At 70.7% G+C, this 16237-nt stretch carries 14 protein-coding genes; 8 read left to right on the top strand and 6 right to left on the bottom strand.

The features are described 5' to 3' along the window. Nucleotides 1-4: 4 nt before the first annotated feature. Entirely contained in the window at nt 5-193 is a 189-nt protein-coding gene (locus OHA21_RS07395; RefSeq protein WP_328471509.1) for a hypothetical protein, read from the bottom strand. A gap of 239 nt (nt 194-432) precedes the next feature. Here OHA21_RS07395 and hppD point away from each other — a divergent pair, with 239 nt between their 5' ends. The 4 genes from hppD to fahA are packed head-to-tail and all read left to right on the top strand — an operon-like array spanning nt 433 to nt 4837. Then, nucleotides 433-1638, top strand: a complete 1206-nt coding sequence (hppD, locus tag OHA21_RS07390) for a 4-hydroxyphenylpyruvate dioxygenase (protein ID WP_328471507.1) — start codon at nt 433-435, stop codon at nt 1636-1638. Between the two features lie 24 nt (nt 1639-1662). After that, nucleotides 1663-2868 carry a homogentisate 1,2-dioxygenase gene (locus tag OHA21_RS07385; RefSeq protein WP_328471505.1) on the top strand — a complete coding sequence of 402 codons (1206 nt, stop codon included), beginning with the start codon at nt 1663-1665 and terminating at the stop codon, nt 2866-2868. Continuing rightward, the gene (locus OHA21_RS07380) at nt 2865-3623 is read left to right on the top strand and encodes a hypothetical protein (protein WP_328471503.1); all 759 of its coding nucleotides are present in this window, start codon (nt 2865-2867) and stop codon (nt 3621-3623) included. Before OHA21_RS07385 ends, OHA21_RS07380 begins: the two co-directional genes overlap by 4 nt. Next, nucleotides 3620-4837, top strand: a complete 1218-nt coding sequence (gene fahA, locus OHA21_RS07375) for a fumarylacetoacetase (RefSeq protein WP_328471501.1) — start codon at nt 3620-3622, stop codon at nt 4835-4837. Before OHA21_RS07380 ends, fahA begins: the two co-directional genes overlap by 4 nt. On the opposite strand, the gene OHA21_RS07370 is transcribed toward fahA, so the two are convergent. Then, a complete protein-coding gene (locus tag OHA21_RS07370) occupies nt 4815-6965 on the bottom strand; it encodes a tetratricopeptide repeat protein (RefSeq protein ID WP_328471499.1) in 2151 nt (716 codons plus the stop codon). The genes fahA and OHA21_RS07370 overlap by 23 nt on opposite strands. 132 nt (nt 6966-7097) lie before the next feature. On the opposite strand from OHA21_RS07370, the gene OHA21_RS07365 reads away from it, so the two are divergent. After that, the gene (locus OHA21_RS07365) at nt 7098-7499 is read left to right on the top strand and encodes a hypothetical protein (RefSeq protein WP_328471497.1); all 402 of its coding nucleotides are present in this window, start codon (nt 7098-7100) and stop codon (nt 7497-7499) included. Beyond that, nucleotides 7493-8104, top strand: a complete 612-nt coding sequence (locus OHA21_RS07360; RefSeq protein WP_328471495.1) for a hypothetical protein — start codon at nt 7493-7495, stop codon at nt 8102-8104. Before OHA21_RS07365 ends, OHA21_RS07360 begins: the two co-directional genes overlap by 7 nt. Here OHA21_RS07360 and OHA21_RS07355 read toward each other — a convergent pair. The 4 genes from OHA21_RS07355 to OHA21_RS07340 all read right to left on the bottom strand — a co-directional run bounded on the left by OHA21_RS07355 (nt 8101) and on the right by OHA21_RS07340 (nt 14807). Further along, entirely contained in the window at nt 8101-9246 is a 1146-nt protein-coding gene (locus tag OHA21_RS07355) for an LCP family protein (protein ID WP_442875156.1), read from the bottom strand. The two genes, OHA21_RS07360 and OHA21_RS07355, sit on opposite strands and share 4 nt — an antisense overlap. Nucleotides 9247-10083: 837 nt before the next feature. Next, entirely contained in the window at nt 10084-10677 is a 594-nt protein-coding gene (locus tag OHA21_RS07350; RefSeq protein ID WP_328471491.1) for a YdeI/OmpD-associated family protein, read from the bottom strand. A 389-nt stretch (nt 10678-11066) separates the two neighbouring features. Continuing rightward, nucleotides 11067-13376, bottom strand: coding sequence for a rhamnogalacturonan lyase family protein (locus OHA21_RS07345; protein WP_328471489.1), 2310 nt, complete (start codon nt 13374-13376; stop codon nt 11067-11069). 93 nt (nt 13377-13469) lie between these two features. Beyond that, a complete protein-coding gene (locus OHA21_RS07340; RefSeq protein ID WP_328471487.1) occupies nt 13470-14807 on the bottom strand; it encodes a methionine--tRNA ligase in 1338 nt (445 codons plus the stop codon). Nucleotides 14808-14993: 186 nt separating this feature from the next. Between OHA21_RS07340 and OHA21_RS07335 the strand changes: the two genes are divergently transcribed. Both OHA21_RS07335 and OHA21_RS07330 read left to right on the top strand, forming a co-directional pair. Then, nucleotides 14994-15578, top strand: coding sequence for a hypothetical protein (locus OHA21_RS07335; RefSeq protein WP_328471485.1), 585 nt, complete (start codon nt 14994-14996; stop codon nt 15576-15578). 66 nt (nt 15579-15644) lie between these two features. Beyond that, nucleotides 15645-16232, top strand: coding sequence for a dihydrofolate reductase family protein (locus OHA21_RS07330; RefSeq protein WP_328471483.1), 588 nt, complete (start codon nt 15645-15647; stop codon nt 16230-16232). Nucleotides 16233-16237: the final 5 nt, after the last annotated feature.

The raw sequence follows: 16237 nt of genomic DNA, 5'->3' as shown, positions 1-16237 counted from the left end.
CTGGTTACAGGTCGACTTCCTCCGTGGAAGTGAGAACCGGATCGATGGTGCCGCCGTCGTCGGGGACGACGTAGATCACCGGCGCCGGCCCGCGTTCCGGCTCGCACGCGAGGGAGGTATGGCCGACCGCGACCCCGGCCGCGACGGCGACACCGGCCGCCAGCAGACCCATCACCGTGGCGATGCGCATCATCGACTCCCCTCGCTGATGCCTAAGTCAAGCACGAATGCCGCCGGACCGGGGAAACCAGTCAGGCATCCGCCAACCTAGCCAACCGGGTCAACACTTGAGCAGATTGCTCAGTGTTCGCCGGTGTGACGTGGTGATTTTGAGCAAACTGCCCGCTCGAAACTGTGCTTGTTGTGCAGCTCACGGCGCTTCAGCAAGCTGGGACACGTCAGTCGGCCCAGTGCTCAAGGAGGCGCCGCACCATGTCCGTCCACGACACCCTCACCAACGAAGAGCGGCTCGCCGAGCTCGATCTCGGCACGCTCAAGCAGCTCGTCGGGCTGGTCGAGTACGACTCGGTCAACGACCCGTTCCCGGTGACCGGGTGGGACGCGATCGTCTGGGCGGTCGGCAACGCCACTCAGACCGCGCACTTCTTCCAGTCCGCGTTCGGCATGGAGCTGATCGCGTACTCCGGCCCCGAGACCGGCAACCGCGACCACATGTCGTTCGTGCTCAAGAGCGGCGCCATCCGCTTCGTGATCCAGGGCGGCGTGGACCCGGACAGCTGGATCATCGGCCACCACGCGCGGCACGGCGACGGCGTCACCGACATCGCGCTGCAGGTCCCCGACGTCGACAAGTGCATCGAGCACGCCCGCGCGCAGGGCGCCACCATCCTGGAGGAGCCCCACGACCTGTCCGACGAGTTCGGCACGGTCAGGATCGCCGCGATCGCCGCGTACGGTGAGACCCGCCACACGCTGATCAACCGGGATCACTACACCGGCCCGTACCTGCCGGGTTACGTCGCCCGCACCTCCACCTTCCAGAAGCGCGAGGGCGCCCCGAAGCGGGTCTTCCAAGCGCTGGACCACATCGTCGGCAACGTCGAGCTCGGCAACATGGACGAGTGGGTCGACTTCTACAACCGGGTCATGGGCTTCACCAACATGGCCGAGTTCATCGGCGACGACATCGCCACCGACTACTCGGCGCTGATGTCCAAGGTCGTCGCCTCCGGCAACCACCGGGTGAAGTTCCCGCTCAACGAGCCGGCGATGGGCAAGAAGAAGTCGCAGATCGACGAGTACCTGGAGTTCTACCGCGGCCCGGGCGCCCAGCACCTGGCGCTGGCCACCAACGACATCCTGCGCACCGTCGACGTGCTGCGCGCCGAGGGCATCGAGTTCCTCAGCACACCGGACTCGTACTACGAGGACCCCGAGCTGCGGGCCCGGATCGGCAACGTCCGGGTGCCGATCGAGGAGCTGCAGAAGCGCGGCATCCTGGTCGACCGGGACGAGGACGGCTACCTGCTGCAGATCTTCACCAAGCCGACCGGTGACCGGCCTACCGTGTTCTTCGAGTTCATCGAGCGGCACGGCTCGCTCGGCTTCGGGAAGGGCAACTTCAAGGCGCTGTTCGAGGCGATCGAGCGCGAGCAGGAGCGCCGGGGCAACTTCTAGAGGATCCGAGGGGAGGAGTTCGAGATGGCGCACTACCAGCGGGCCGGAAACATCCCGCCCAAGCGGCACACCCAGCACCGCGACCCCGACGGCCGCCTCTACTACGAGGAGCTGATGGGTGAGGAGGGCTTCTCCTCGGACTCCTCCCTGCTCTACCACCGGCACGTCCCGTCGGCGGTGGTCGGCGCCCGGATCTGGCAGCTGCCGGACCAGGCCACCACGTCCAACCAGCCGCTGCTGCCCCGGCACCTGAAGCTGCACGACCTGTTCCCCGGCGAGGAGTGGAAGTCCTGCGACGCGGTCCGGGACCGGCGGCTGGTCCTGGGCAACGCGGACGTGCGGATCAACTACGTGGTGTGCGGCACGGCGTCTCCGCTGTACCGCAACGCGACCGGCGACGAATGCGTCTACGTCGAGGCCGGCGAGGGCGTGGTGGAGACGGTCTTCGGTGACCTGGAGGTGGCCATCGGCGACTACGTGATCATCCCGCGGGCCACCACGCACCGATGGGTGCCGGGCGGTCACGAGCCGCTGCGGCTCTACGCGATCGAGGCGAACAGCCACATCGCCCCGCCGAAGCGCTACCTCTCCCGGTACGGGCAGTTCCTCGAGCACTCGCCGTACTGCGAGCGGGACCTGCGGCTGCCGAGCGCGCCGCAGCAGGTGAACGAGCGGGACGTCGAGGTCTACATCAAGCACCGCGGCGACGGGCCGGGTGGGCTCGCCGGCAGCGTGCACATCCTGCCGGACCACCCGTTCGACGTGGTCGGGTGGGACGGGTGCCTGTACCCGTACGCGTTCAACATCGCCGACTACGAGCCGATCACCGGCCGCATCCACCAGCCGCCGCCGGTGCACCAGGTCTTCGAGGGCAACAACTTCGTGATCTGCAACTTCGTGCCGCGCAAGGTCGACTACCACCCGCTCGCGGTGCCGGTCCCCTACTACCACTCGAACGTCGACAGCGACGAGGTGATGTTCTACGTCGGCGGCGACTACGAGGCCCGCAAGGGCTCCGGGATCAATGTCGGCTCGATCTCGCTGCACCCCGGCGGTTACCCGCACGGCCCGCAGCCGAGCGCGATCGAGGCCAGCCTGGGCGCGGAGCAGTTCGACGAGACCGCGGTCATGGTCGACACGTTCCGGCCGCTCGGCCTTGGCGAGGGTGGCAGCCTCAGCGACGACGGGAAGTACGCCTGGACCTGGGCCGGGCGGGGCCCGAAGTCGTGAACCCGCTGTTCCTGCGGCTGTTCGACGACGCCGCGATCTTCCCGCCCGGCAACGTGCCGATGGCTGCAGCGGTCGCGGCGCACCGCGAGCGTCGCGGGTCACCCCTGGAGCCGATGCTCGGCCCGTTCATCTGCTCCCTGGCCCGCTGGGACGAACTCGTCGCGGCGGCGGCGGGCGGACCCCCGCTCGCGGTCTCGCTGGTCACGACTTCGCCCGAGCTGCCGGCGGCGCCGGAGATCGACATCGTCGCCGTCGAGATGGTGGGCGCGACCGAGGCGGGAGCGGTCACCACGTACGCCGAGGTGCCGTGCGGGGAGATCACCGCGACGCGCGTCGCGGCCCTGCGGGATGCCGGCTTGCGCCTGAAGATCAGGACCGGTGGGGTACGCGCGGACGCGTTCCCCAGCGAGGCGGAGCTGGCCCGCGCGCTCTGGGCGGCGGTCCGCGGCGGCATCGCGTTCAAGCTGACCGCGGGCCTGCACGACCCGATCCGGCACCGCGACCCGGCCACCGGCTTCGAGCACCACGGCTACCTGAACGTCATCCTGGCCACCGCCCAGGCCCTGCAGGGCTACGACATCGAGCGGGCCCTCGCCGACCAGGACGCCGAACGGGTCGCCGCCGCGGTCGCCCGCATCGACGAGGTCCTCGCCAAGGCGGTCCGGCACCATTTCATCAGTTTCGGCACCTGCAGCATCAGCGAGCCGGTCGGCGGCCTGCTCAGTCTCGGACTTCTCCCGGAGGACCTTCGGTGACCTGGCTCGACGTTCCCGCTGACCACCCGTTCGGCGTCGCCACCCTGCCGTACGGGGTGTTCAGCACGCCTGCCGACCCGCACCCGCGGGTCGGTGTCGCGATCGGCGACCGGATCCTCGACCTGCCCGCGGCGATCCGCAACCTGGCCCCGGAACTCGCCGCTGCCGTCGCCGGTCCGTCGCTCGACGCGCTGCTCGCCGCCGGGCCGCGCACCTGGGCCGACGTGCGGGCCCGGATCACCACCTGGCTCACCGACGAGGTCTACCGGGAGCTGCTCGACGGCCATCTCGTGCCGGCCGGGGACGCACGGATGCATCTGCCGTTCACGGTCGCCGACTACGTCGACTTCTACGCCTCGGAGAACCACGCCACCAACCTGGGCCGGATGTTCCGGCCCGGCCAGGACCCGCTCACACCGAACTGGAAGCACCTGCCGATCGGATACCACGGCCGGGCCGGCACCGTCGTCGTCTCCGGCACCGAGGTGGTCCGCCCGTGCGGCCAGCGGCGCAGCCCGGACGGCGAGATCAGCTTCGGGCCGTCCCAGCGCCTCGACATCGAGGCCGAACTCGGCTTCGTCGTCGGCACCCCCTCAGCGCTGGGCCGGCCCGTCGAGCTGACCGCCTTCGACCAGCACGTCTTCGGCGTGTGCCTGGTCAACGACTGGTCGGCGCGTGACATCCAGGCCTGGGAGTACGTGCCGCTCGGCCCGTTCCTGGGCAAGTCGTTCGCCACCTCGATCTCGCCGTGGATCGTCCCGCTGGCCGCCCTCGACCGGGCCCGGGTCACCCCGCCGGCCCGGACCGTGCCACTGCTGCCCTACCTGGACGACGCGTCGACCGAACCCTGGGGCTTCGACATCCACCTGGAGGTCCGGCTCAACGGCCACATCGTGTCCCGGCCCGAGTTCGCCGGCATGTACTGGACCGGCGCCCAGATGCTGGCCCACCTGACCGCCAACGGCGCCTCGCTGCGCACCGGCGACCTGTACGCCTCCGGCACCATCAGCGGCGAGGACCCCGACCAGCGCGGCTCCCTGATCGAGCTGTCCTGGGGCGGCCAGGAGCCGGTCAAACTGCCGGACGGCGCCACCCGCACGTTTTTGGAGGACGGCGACGAGGTCGTGATCACCGCGACCGCGCCCGGCCCGGCCGGCGCCGTGATCGGCCTCGGCGAACTGCGCGGCCGGATCACCGCGGCGAACCGGGACTGAGCCGCCGCCGCAGGTCGTCCGCGGCGGGCACCTCGAGGTCGTCGAAGATCAGCAGCGCGGCGCGCCACGCCTCGACGGCGGCCGCCCGGTCCCCGGCGCCCATCCTGATGTCGCCCAGCCGGCTCAGCGTCTCGGCCTCGTGGTAGCGGTCCCCGGAAGCCCGGAACAGCCCGATCGCCTCCTCGGCAGCGGCCGTCGCCTCCTCGTTGTGGCCCAGACCGTCGTACGCGATGGCCAGGCTGTCCAGCGTGGCCGCCTGCCCGTTGCGGTCGCCGCGGGTGCGTTGCACCGCCAGCGCCGCCGAGCAGCAGGCGACCGCCTCGTCGAACTCCCCGGCCAGCGCGTGCAGCCAGCCGAGAGCGTTGAGGGAGCGGGCCTCGCCGTCGAGGTCACCGGTCTCGCGGCGCAACCGGACCGCCTCGAAGGCTGCCTCGATGGCCTCGGCGGAGCGGCCGGACATCTGCAGCACCTCGGTGAGGTTGTGCAGGACCTGCGCCTGCCCACCCGGATCGGCCAGCCGGCCGTACAGGTCGTGGGCGTCCCGCAGGTGCCGCTCGGCATCGGGCAGTCGGTTGCGGCGGATCTCGGCGCGGGCGAGCAATCGGCTGGCGGTCGCCGCCCCGGCGTCGTCGCCGGTGGCCCGGGACACCTCCAGGGCGAGCCGTTGCAGCACCTCGTGCGCTGCCCAGCGGCCGCTCGGGGCGTACCACGCCGCCAGGGCCCAGGCCAGCTGCCACGTGTAGCCGGCGGCGCAGCGCTCGGCGGCCTGGCGCACGACGGCGGCGAGCACCTGATGCTCGGCGTCGAAGTAGGCGCGGGCCTGCTCGGTGGACGGCAAGTGCTGCGGGCGCGGGATCGGGACCACCCACTGCGGCTGGTAGGCGACCGCGGCGGCGCCTGCCTCGGTGAGGTAGTGCCGGTACAGCCGCTCGTACCGCGACGGTTCCGGATCGGCGATCGCGGCGGCGTAGTCCCGGACCAGATCGTGCAGCAGGAAACGGCCCGGCCGGTGTTCGATGAGCAGATGCAGCCGGGCCAGCTCGGTCAGCCGCGGGGCGATCTCGGCCTCCGGCTCACCGGCGAGCGCGGCCGCCGCGGGCGCGGTCACGTCGGGACCCGGATGCGACCCGAGCGCCCGGAACAGCCGGGCCGTCGGCGGCGCAAGCGCTCGGTACGACCAGGAGAACACCCGCTGCAGATCAGCCGTGACGCCCAGGTCGTCGGCGAACGCGGCGAGCGGGAAGTCCGGGTGCACGGCGATCCGGGCGGCGACCATGGTCAGCGCCAGCGGCAGGCCGGCCGTGGCGCCGACGATCCGCGTCACCGCCTCCGGGTCGGCGACCAGCCGCGTCGTGCCGACCCGCGCGGCGAGCAACGTGTGCGCCTCGTGCCCGGTCAGCACGCCGAGCGTCAGCGGCTGCGCGCCGGCCGCCGCAATCAGCCCCGGGAGCTGGTCCCGGCTGGTCACCAGCACCCCGCTGGCGCCGGCGCCGGGCAGCAGGGGCAGCACCTGTTCCTCGTCGCGGGCGTTGTCCAGCACGACGAGCATCCGCCGGTCGCAGAGCAGCCCGCGGTAGAGGGCGGCGCGGGCGTCCGTACCGGCCGGGATGCGTGCGGCCGGCACGTCGAGGGCCTCCAGGAAGCCCCGCAGCACCTCGGCCGGGTCGGCGACCGACGGCGCCGGATCGAACCCGCGCAGGTTGGCGTAGAGCTGGCCGTCGGGGAACCGGCCGGCGCACCGGTGTGCCCAGTGCACGGCCAGCGCGGTCTTGCCTACCCCGGCGAGACCACCGACGGCCGCCAGCACGACTGTCGCCGCCGACTGCGCCAGCAGAGCGTCGAGGGCGGCGAGCTCGTCGTCGCGGCCGGAGAAGCCCGGCACGTCCAGCGGCAGCTGACGCGGCCCAGCAGCCGGCGGCGGATGCGCGGCCGCCAGGAACCGCTCCCGTTCCACGGCCGACAGCGCGAACGCGTCGGACAGCAGCTTCAGAGTGGACGGGCGCGGCCGGGCCACCCGGCCGGCCTCCAGGTCCCGGATGCTGCGCACGCTCAGACCGGTCCGCTCGGCCAGATCCTCCTGGGTGAGGTTGGCCCGCCGCCGATGTCCTGTGAGCATCTTCGCGAACACGCGGCCCACGATACGACCCGTCACCCAAGGTGATCTTCCGCTTAACTGCCGGGTAACTTCCTGGCCCGCACATATCGACCTGAGTCACCGTGTTCTCCAGGACGACAACGTCACTGAACTGGGGGGACAGTTTTGAGAACACGACGGATGCTGGTCGCGGCAGCCACCGCGGCCACCCTGCTCACCGGTGGTCTGGTGACCGCCACGAGCAGTCCGGCGGTCGCGGGGTGTGACGCGATCTCGGTCGGCAAGCCGTACAAGTCGGGGGCGTACGTGCGGGCACGTGCGTCGGCATGCCTACCCAAGTACTGGCACGCGCTCGCCGAGTTGCAGCGCTACAAGGGCCTCGGCTGGTGGCAGACCAAGAACAAGCGGGTCATCTACGGGGTGAAGGCCGGCAAGACCGTGCAGGGGCCGCTCGCCTGGAAGTGCAAGGGCACCGGCACCTACACGTACCGGGGGAAGATCTGGGCCACCAACAACATCATCAACGAGCCGCACGAGTACTCGGCGAAGCACCGGTTCAAGTGCTGACCCGTCCCTGGGGTGCGCGCCCGGTCCTCGTACCGGGCGCGCTTGCCGCTGTCCTGCTGGCCGGTTGCACCGCCGCCCCGGCGCCTTTCGACGTGGTCGACCCGGCCTGGAGCCGGGCCCGGGTGCTGGAGGTCTCCTGGGTGGCCGACCAGTCCGGCGAACCGGCCGCGCGGGTCCGGACCGTGCTGACCCTCGACGCCGACGGCAGGGTGAGCAGCATGGACACCGCCGAGGTCAGTGACGGCGTGGTCGCGTACCGCGGCGCCTGGAGCCGCGACGGCGGCACCAGCATCGCCGAAGCGCCCGGCTGCGCCGCCGAGACCGACGAAGTCGACGTCCCGGACCGCCTGCCGGCGCTGCTCGCCGAAGCGTTCGGCCCGGTGGACGCCGCCACCACCGACGGGTGGACCGTCACCGACGGCGTGGCCTCACGCCCCGGTCCCGGCGGCGACACCGTGGAGAGCGTGCCGCTGGCGCCGCTGCACGGCCGCGCCCTCACCGAGACCGAGAACGACACCGGCCGCGTGGTGGCCCGGACCCGCGACATCACCGTGCGAACCCTGGCCACCGCGCCCGCGTTGCCGGCCTGCGGCGCCGCGGCCTAGCCCTCCTTGTTGACGAACTCGGGGTGGTCGAGCAGGAACTCGCCCACCTCGTCCTTCGCCACCGCCTCGAAGAAGCCGTCGACCGAGTCGGCGAACTGCTCGCCCTTGTAGTTGCTGCCGGTGCCCAGGCCACCGCCGGGCAGGTTCACCGTGACCATGTCGTCGGTGTTCATGTCCTTGAGCTCGAGGGCCCAGTCGATGATGCTGTGGTCGCCGCCGGCGAAGGTCAGCGAGTCGCCGGCCGCGCCCATCACCTTGGTCAGCTTCGACGGGTTCGTCACCACGTCCTTGCTCATCGCCTGCTTCGCCATGGCCTTGATGAACTGCTGCTGGTGGCGCTGGCGGTCGTAGTCGGTGCGGGGCAGGCCGTAGCGCTGGCGCACGTAGTCGAGCGCCTCCCAGGCTTCCAGGTGCACCGGCTTGCTGCTCTTCTTGTACTCCTTCTGCGGCCCGGTGTACGGCCGGGAGCAGCGGTGGTGTCCCTGGCACTGCGGCAGCCGGTCGCGGCCGGTGCCGTCCGGCTTGAGGTGCTCGGACTTCACGTTCTGGTCGATCACCATGTTGACGCCGCCGAGCGCTTCGACGATCTTCTTGAAGCCGCCGAAGTTGATGATCGCGCCGGCGTCGAACTTCTTGATCCCGGTGTGGTTGCGGACCGTCTTGGAGAGCAGCTGGAAGCCGGAGGCCACGTCCGGCTTCTCCTTGCCGGTCTGGCTGCCCAGCGACATCGCCGCGTTGATCTTGGCGTGGTGGGACCGGACGTTGGCGGCCGGGAACTCGGGAATCTCCACATACAGGTCGCGGGGCATGGAGAACAGGTACGCCCGAGACCGGTCGGCGGGGATGTGTGCCACGATGATCGAGTCGGACAGCGGCGGGGTGGTCTCGTCCCGCGGGTCGATGCCGACGAGCAGAATGTTCAGCGCGCCCTTGAGATTGGTCTTGGGGACGGCGGCCTCGGCCGCCTGGTCCGTCAGGAGGCTGTTGTCGGTGACCGCGCCCGTGTACTTGGCGATCAGCGCCTGCCCGGTGACAGCGGTGCCCCCACTGGCCACCAGAACGACCGCACCGCCGGCCACACAGAGCCGAGCCCACAGCGGTGCGCGACGCTTCTTCGCGGTTTCAGCCACCCGTTCCCCCATTACCGGTCCGACCAACGACCCAGCATGATCGCATCACCAGGCAAACGCCGCGACAACACCCGGACAACAAGATCCATTCGTCCGGGTTGAGGCCTGATTGACAGAGGGTTGCTGATCCATCCTATGAGGACGGCCGCCCAGCCGCCGGGTAGAGGCCGATGCCCGTTTTCGCCACCGGCGGAGGTCATCGATTGGCGTCAATAGACTCTCCGGATATCCGTCTACGAGACCGCCCCGGCAGTCCTCGACCGCGCGGCACCCGCAGCCTCGCCATGGTGCAGGGCGAGGTGTACGACGCGATTGCCGGCAGCCCGTACGAGCCTTGTCTCGTCGCACCCCACGCCCGGCAGCGGGACTCGGCGGCGGTGGCTGGCGGGACAGAGGCGGGCCACGTCTCCTCCGGGTCGGGCCGGTTGAGCGCCCCAGAACCTGCCTTCGGCGCCACCCGGTGGGCAGGTACCGGGGGCCCGGCGACATATGGGTTCCCGAACGCCGGCACACCCGTAGCGGGTGTAGGTACACCCGCTACGGGTGTGGCCGCTGATCCGGAAGGTCTCCCCCGCAGAGAGCCGGCCGCCGCGCGCACGGTGCTCTGCCAGCCGGGGCGGGTCCGGCCGGCTCGAAAGCAGGGCGGGCTGGTGCGCGCGGTCGGCCGCCCAATGCAGGGATTGGGCGGCCACACGGGGCGGTCAGACGAGGTAGAACTGCTGCGCCCGGTTGCCGGCGACGCCCGGGACCCAGGTCGAGCAATCCCACACGCTGATTTCAGCGCCCGGCGCCGTCGTGAAGTTCGACAGGTCCATACATCGGCCATCGCGGCACCCGGCCCGGCGCAGGCTAAGGCTTGGCCTTCTGTGGGTAGATGGTCTCCTGCCGGGCCAGCATCGCGACGAACTCGCGGATCTTCCGCTCCCGGGTCTCGGCCCGCTTGACCGCGTTGAGGCGGTGGATCAGCGCGAACCGGTTGGCCTTGGTGAGCACGTCGAACATCGCCTGCGCTGCCGGATCGACGGCGATCGCCGCGGCCAGGTCGTCCGGAACCTCGGCCTCCGACGGCGGCGCATAGGCGGCTGCCCACCGCCCGTCCGCCTTCGCCGCCTCCACCGCCGCGCGGCCCGCCGGCTGCATCAGCCCCTGCTCCTCGAGCCTGGCCACGTGTCCGACGTTGCGCTGCGACCAGGAGCTGCGGGCCCGGCGCGGAGTGAACCGGATCCACGACGAAGCCTCGTCGCGCCGGCGGGCCTGGCCGTCGATCCAGCCGAAACACAGAGCCTGGTCCACCGCCTGCTGCCAAGTCAGCGTGGTGACGGCGCCGCCCTTCCTGGTGAGGGCGAGCCACACCCCGGGCGAGGTGGCATGGTGCTCCAGCATCCACCCGCGCAGCGCCGCGGCGTCGGCGACGATCAGTTCCTCGAGCTCCGCAGTCCCCATAGCGGGCAGGCTATCGAGTGGGTACGGCCTGCGAAATCCCAGGCGAACACCATCAACGCGTGCGCTCCACGTTCCCCACGCGCCGAGGGCACGTCGGCGGTCGCGGCGCGGAGGCGCCCAACCTCGTCCAGCCGCAGCCGTTATCCGCCTCGTCGGCGCGCTCCCGGCCGAACGCCCGGCCGGGCTCGCCCACCTCAGCCGGCCGCGCCCACCCACTACAGGCAGCACTCAGCGACAGCCGAGCAACACAGCTGACGCCCAGCGTCGCCTCCCCGCCCCAGAGGCAGCACTCGGCGTCAGCCGGGGTGCGCGGCCGACGGCCAGCGTCGCCTTTCAGGTGCGAGGCAGCGCTGAACGTCAGCCGCGGGTGCGGGGCCCAGCCCCAGGGGTCAGCGGACGTAGATGGCGGGCTGGGGCGGCGTGGTCATGCCGTTGCCCAGGAAGAACGACGGGTGCGGCGGCTGGTTGTAGGCGGTGTTCTGCCAGGCCACAGCCACCCGGTACTGGGAGTCGTGCATCAGCGTCGTGATGCGCCGGTCGGTGACCGTCGGGGTGCTGTAGATGCGCAACGCCGACGAGTCGGACAAGCGCCAGACGATCTCCTCGCGCCAGTCGCCGAACAGGTCGCCGGAGACCGCCGGTGTCTGCTTGGTGCTGTTGTTGGAGGCCACCCCGGAGCCGGTGAGCAGGCGGGTGTCGCCGCTGGTGCCGTACTTGTCGACGCGGGTGGCGTCGACGAGTTCGCGGACCGGGTCGGCGTCCCACCAGGCCAGGAAGTTGGTCGAGGACGGCTTGCGGCCGATGTTGGCGCCGCTAGTGTTGGACAGGCCGTCGACCGACGAGGACCAGGCTTCGGCGCCGGCGCTTCCGGCGTACACGTCGCCGGCAACCGCCCGGCCGTTGTCGCAGCCGCAGGCCGCGTGCGACCAGATGATCGCGCCGGTCTTGGCGTCGAGCATGGCGTCGGTGCGCTGGGTGGTGCTCTCCGACGGGCGGTAGACCTCCAGGCCGGCGCGGGACGGGATGAAGTCGCCGACGTGCAGGGCGTCGCCGTGGCCGAGGCCGCTGCGCCACAGCAGCTTGCCGTCGTCGTTGATCGCCGCGGCGCCGTACATGATCTCGTCCTTGCCGTCCTGATCCGCATCCGCGATGGACAGCTGGTGGTTGCCCTGCCCGTAGGCGCCGGTGTTGCTGGTGCCCGAGTCGTAGACCCAGCGCTGGGTCAGCGTGCCGTTGCGAAAGTCCCAGGCGGCCACCACCGCGCGGGTGTAGTAGCCGCGGGCCATGATCAGGCTGGGCCGCTGGCCGTCCAGGTACGCGGTGCCGGCCAGGAACCGGTCGACCCGGTTGCCGTACGAGTCACCCCACGACGAAACCGTCCCCCGGGCCGGCGTGTAGTTGACCGTCGACATCGCGGCCCCGGTCTGCCCGTTGAACATGGTCAGGTATTCCGGCCCGCTCAGGACGTAGCCCGACGAGTTGCGGTAGTCGGCGGAAGACGACCCGATCACCACGCCGGTGCCGGACTTCGTGCCGTCCGCGGTCTTCATGGCGACTTCGGCCTTGCCGTCGCCGTCATAGTCGTACACCTGGAACTGGGTGTAATGCGCCCCGGCCCGGATGTTGCGGCCCAGGTCGATGCGCCACAGCCGGGTGCCGTCCAGCCGGTACGCGTCGACGAACACGTTCCCGGTGACCCCGGACTGCGAGTTGTCCTTGGCGTTCGACGGATCCCACTTCAGCACGATCTCGTAGTCGCCGTCGCCGTCCAGGTCACCGACCGACGCGTCGTTGGCCGAGTAGGTGTAGTCGCTGCCCGCCGGCGGCACCTGCAGTTTCACGTCCAGGTAGCCGTTGGCGAAGGTCAGCGACGCCGGCGAGTCGGCCTGCTCGGCGCCGTTCACCACCGCCCGGACCGTGTACGACGCGTTCGCCGCCGCACCCGAGTCCAGGTAGTTCGTCGAGTTCGTGATCGGCGAGGAGTTCAGCTTCGTCCCGGACCGGTAGACGTTGAACCCGGTCGACGCGGCTTCGGTGCCGAGCAGGCGCCACGACACGAGGTTCGCGCTTCCCGAGCGTACGCTGATCAGCCCTCGGTCCAGGTCTTCCATCTGGCGGCCGTTGGCCGGCGGCGCAGAGGTGGGCGCTGTGGTCGGCCCGGAGACGTAGCTGAAGGACCACTGCATGCGGGAGATGTCCGAACAGGTCTCCTGCACGATCGGGTTGTTGCCGGCCGTCGACCCGTCCTTGTTGCTGATGCACAACCCGGTCGCCACGCTTTTGACCAGGTATTTCCCGGACGCCGCCGACGACGCGGTGAAGGTCCACTGCTGGTTCGTCTTCAGTCCGTCGCCGCAGCCGTACTGCTGCAGCTGCGTGCCGGAGACCGTCGAGGCACTGGGCACGTCGATGCACCGGCCGCTGTTGACGTTGGCCAGATTGAACTGGGCGCTGACCTTCCACTGCTGGTCGGTGGCGGCCGCGTTGCAGGCGACCTGGACGAGCAGGGCCGAGTTGGCAGTGGACGCGCCGGTGACGTCGACGCACTTGCCGCTCGCTCCCGACGCCAGCGTGTAGACGCCGCCCGCGACCGGGGCCACCGCGGCGGCCGCCGGCATCATCGAGATCGCCACCATGCCGACCGGCACGGCCACGACGACCGCGCCGGCGGCGATCATCATCTTCGTTCTCTTGAGCATGAAGCTCCTTCCGAGGGGATGTGCCCCGGCCGGGGAAAGCCGGAGGTCCGCAGCAGTAGATGCCGCCGCCGGCGCGCGACAACAGAAATGTCGCTACCGGATCCGGGGGAAGAACTGCCGGGCGGCGCCGGTGGGAAGGAACGGCGCCACCTCGCGGGTGAGCAGCCGGCAGGTCGCGTCGAGCCGGGCCAGGACCGGGCCGGGGTCGGCGAGTTTCCACGGCTGCTCGCGCTCGGCGTACCGGTTGGCCTCGGTGACGACATCGACGATCGCGCCGGTCGCGGCCCGGAAGTCGAAGGCCGCCAGCGCCCGGTCGATCCGCTCCGGCAGGTCCGGCCCGAGCGGTTCACCAGGAACAACGGAAGAAGATCGAGAGACCAGAGCGAGCGTACGCCGTAACAGGTTCCCGAGTCCGTTGGCCAGATCCTGGTGATACCGGGTGAGCAGGCGCTCCTCGGTGAAGTCGGTGTCGCCCACCCGCGCGACGTCGCGGAGCAGCCACCAGCGCAGGGCGTCGTCGCCGTACCTCTCCGCCAACTGCCCCGGATCGACGGCGTTGCCGGCGCTCTTCGAGATCTTCGCCCCGTCCACGGTCAGGTAGTCGTGCACGAAGATCGCGGTGGGCAACGGGTGACCGGTGGAGAGCAGCAGCGCCGGCCAGTACACAGCGTGGAACCGGACGATGCCCTTGCCGATGACGTGCACGCGTTCGGCCGCCCCGGCCCACCGCTGCGGATCGGCGGTCAGATAGTTGGCCAGCGCGTCCCACCAGACGTACACGACCTGTTCCGGATCGTCCGGCACCGGGATCCCCCAGCCACCGGACCGTGCGGCCGGCCGGGAGACGCTGATGTCGGTCAGGCCGGCCCGAACGAACGACAGCACCTCGTTGCGGCGGGCGGCCGGCTCGACGCGGATCCGCCCCGATTCCAGCGCGTCGAGGACGGCGCCGGCATAGCGGGACAGCCGGAAGAACCAGTTCGTCTCGGTCACCTGCTCCAGAGCCGCACCGTGCTCCGGGCAGCGCCCGGCGGCGTCGTAGAACTGCTCGCAGCCGGTGCAGTACCAGCCTTCGTAGCTGCGCCGGTCGAAGTCGCCGCGGGCAGCGCTGGCCCGCCACAGCGCCTGCACACCTTCGCGGTGCCGCGGGTCGCTGCTGGTCCGGATGAAGTCGTCGAAGGACAGCGACAGCGGGCCGGCCAGCGCGGCGAACCGGGCGGCGTTCGCTGCGACGAACGAGGCGACGTCCCGAGAACCGGCCGCGGTCACGTTCTTCGAAGCGTTCTCGTCCGTGCCGGTCAGGAAACGCACCCGGTCGCCGCGCAGGCGCCGGTGCCGGGCGAGCACGTCGGCCTGCACGAATTCCAGGGCGTGGCCGAGGTGGGGTGCCGCGTTGACGTACGGAATGGCGGTGGTGACGTAGAAGGTCATGACAGTCCCCGATCCGCCCCCGGCCAGCAGTCCCTGTCGCCAGGGGCTGCTGGTAGCGGATTTCAGCGCATGCCGACGAGCCCCGGGAGGGGGCACATCATCCGTACGGCGCGCTGAGACATGCGGCCAGGATGTCATCCGCCGAGGGGGAGGCGCACGCCGTTTCGAACCGGTGCGATGGACCCGATGTGGATGGCGTTGTTCTTCGCCCTCGGGTCGACGTGTTTCCTCGTCGGCCCGATACCCGCGTACGCCGACCTGGTCGGGCCGACCGCGGACGCGGTGACCTTTTTCGTCGGGTCGATCCTTTTCACGTGCGGCGGCGCCCTGCAGACGTGGGGTGCGCGTTCCGACCGGCGGGCGCCGGCGTGGTGGGCGGCGCTCATCCAGTCGGCCGGGACGCTGTTCTTCAACGTCACCACGTTCCAGGCGCTGCAGGTCGCGATGTCCAGCACCGACTACGACCGGCTGGTCTGGCGGCCCGACGCGTTCGGTTCCATCTGCTTCCTGGTTTCCGGCGTCATCGCGTACGTCGCCTCTGATCGTCACGGCTGGCTGCCGGCGCGCGGCCCGGCCGGATGGTGGCAGCCCGCGGTGAACCTGCTGGGCTGCATCTTCTTCGGCATCTCGGCTCTCGGCGCCTACGTGCTGCCCGGCACCGACTCGATGGTCAACGTGGCCGTCGCCAACGCCAACACCTGCCTCGGCGCGGCCTGTTTCCTGGCCTGCGCGCTGCCCGGCCTGCGTCCCCGCCGGACCGTCCCGGTCTGATCCGCACCGATGAGAATCGCGGGGCCGGGTGGTCTTAGCCTCAGGACGACCAGAGGGAGCGAAGCTATGTCGGTATCAGTCCTCTACATGTCGATGTCTCTCGACGGCTACATCTCCGGTCCGAACGACGGGCCGGACAATCCCGGCGGTGACGGGTTCGAGCGGCTGCACGAGTGGTTCTTCGGGCCGGACGGGGAGTTCGCCCGGCCCGAAGGTGCGGCCGGCGACCTGTTCGACCGGGTCTTCGCCACCGGCGCGGTCCTCGTCGGGCGGCGCACCGCCGAGCAGGTCGACCACTGGGGCGGCGACCACCACGGGCGGGGCGTACGGATCTTCGTGCCGAGTCACCGCCCGCCCGGCCCGACGGTGGCGAACTATCCGCTGGTCACGTATGTCAATGACGGCATCGAGTCGGCGATGGAGCAGGCCAAGGCGGCCGCCGGGGACCGTGAGGTGCTGGTGCACGGCGCCTACACCGCGCAGCGGGCACTGGAGGCCGGCGTCCTGGACGAGATCCAGATCCACCAGATCCCGGTGCTGTTCGGAGGCGGGCAGCGGCTGTTCGGCACGGCGAAATCCCGCGTCGAACTCGACATCGTGCAGGTGATCGACACGCCCGAGGTCACCCACATCCGCTACCGGGTCCGCCGCTGAACCGC

Source organism: Actinoplanes sp. NBC_00393, from assembly GCF_036053395.1.
Lineage (GTDB): Bacteria > Actinomycetota > Actinomycetes > Mycobacteriales > Micromonosporaceae > Actinoplanes.
Note: the sequence above shows the minus strand (reverse complement) of the source record. Positions and strands in the feature narration are given on the sequence as shown.

Bases quoted from the DNA above. Each gene is read 5' to 3' on its own strand.
- OHA21_RS07395 (WP_328471509.1), bottom strand. From the start codon at position 193: ATGATGCGCATCGCCACGGTGATGGGTCTGCTGGCGGCCGGTGTCGCC.
- hppD (WP_328471507.1), top strand. From the start codon at position 433: ATGTCCGTCCACGACACCCTCACCAACGAAGAGCGGCTCGCCGAGCTC.
- OHA21_RS07385 (WP_328471505.1), top strand. From the start codon at position 1,663: ATGGCGCACTACCAGCGGGCCGGAAACATCCCGCCCAAGCGGCACACC.
- OHA21_RS07355 (WP_442875156.1), bottom strand. From the start codon at position 9,246: ATGGGGGAACGGGTGGCTGAAACCGCGAAGAAGCGTCGCGCACCGCTG.
- OHA21_RS07350 (WP_328471491.1), bottom strand. From the start codon at position 10,677: ATGGGGACTGCGGAGCTCGAGGAACTGATCGTCGCCGACGCCGCGGCG.
- OHA21_RS07345 (WP_328471489.1), bottom strand. From the start codon at position 13,376: ATGCTCAAGAGAACGAAGATGATGATCGCCGCCGGCGCGGTCGTCGTG.
- OHA21_RS07340 (WP_328471487.1), bottom strand. From the start codon at position 14,807: ATGACCTTCTACGTCACCACCGCCATTCCGTACGTCAACGCGGCACCC.
- OHA21_RS07335 (WP_328471485.1), top strand. From the start codon at position 14,994: ATGTGGATGGCGTTGTTCTTCGCCCTCGGGTCGACGTGTTTCCTCGTC.
- OHA21_RS07330 (WP_328471483.1), top strand. From the start codon at position 15,645: ATGTCGGTATCAGTCCTCTACATGTCGATGTCTCTCGACGGCTACATC.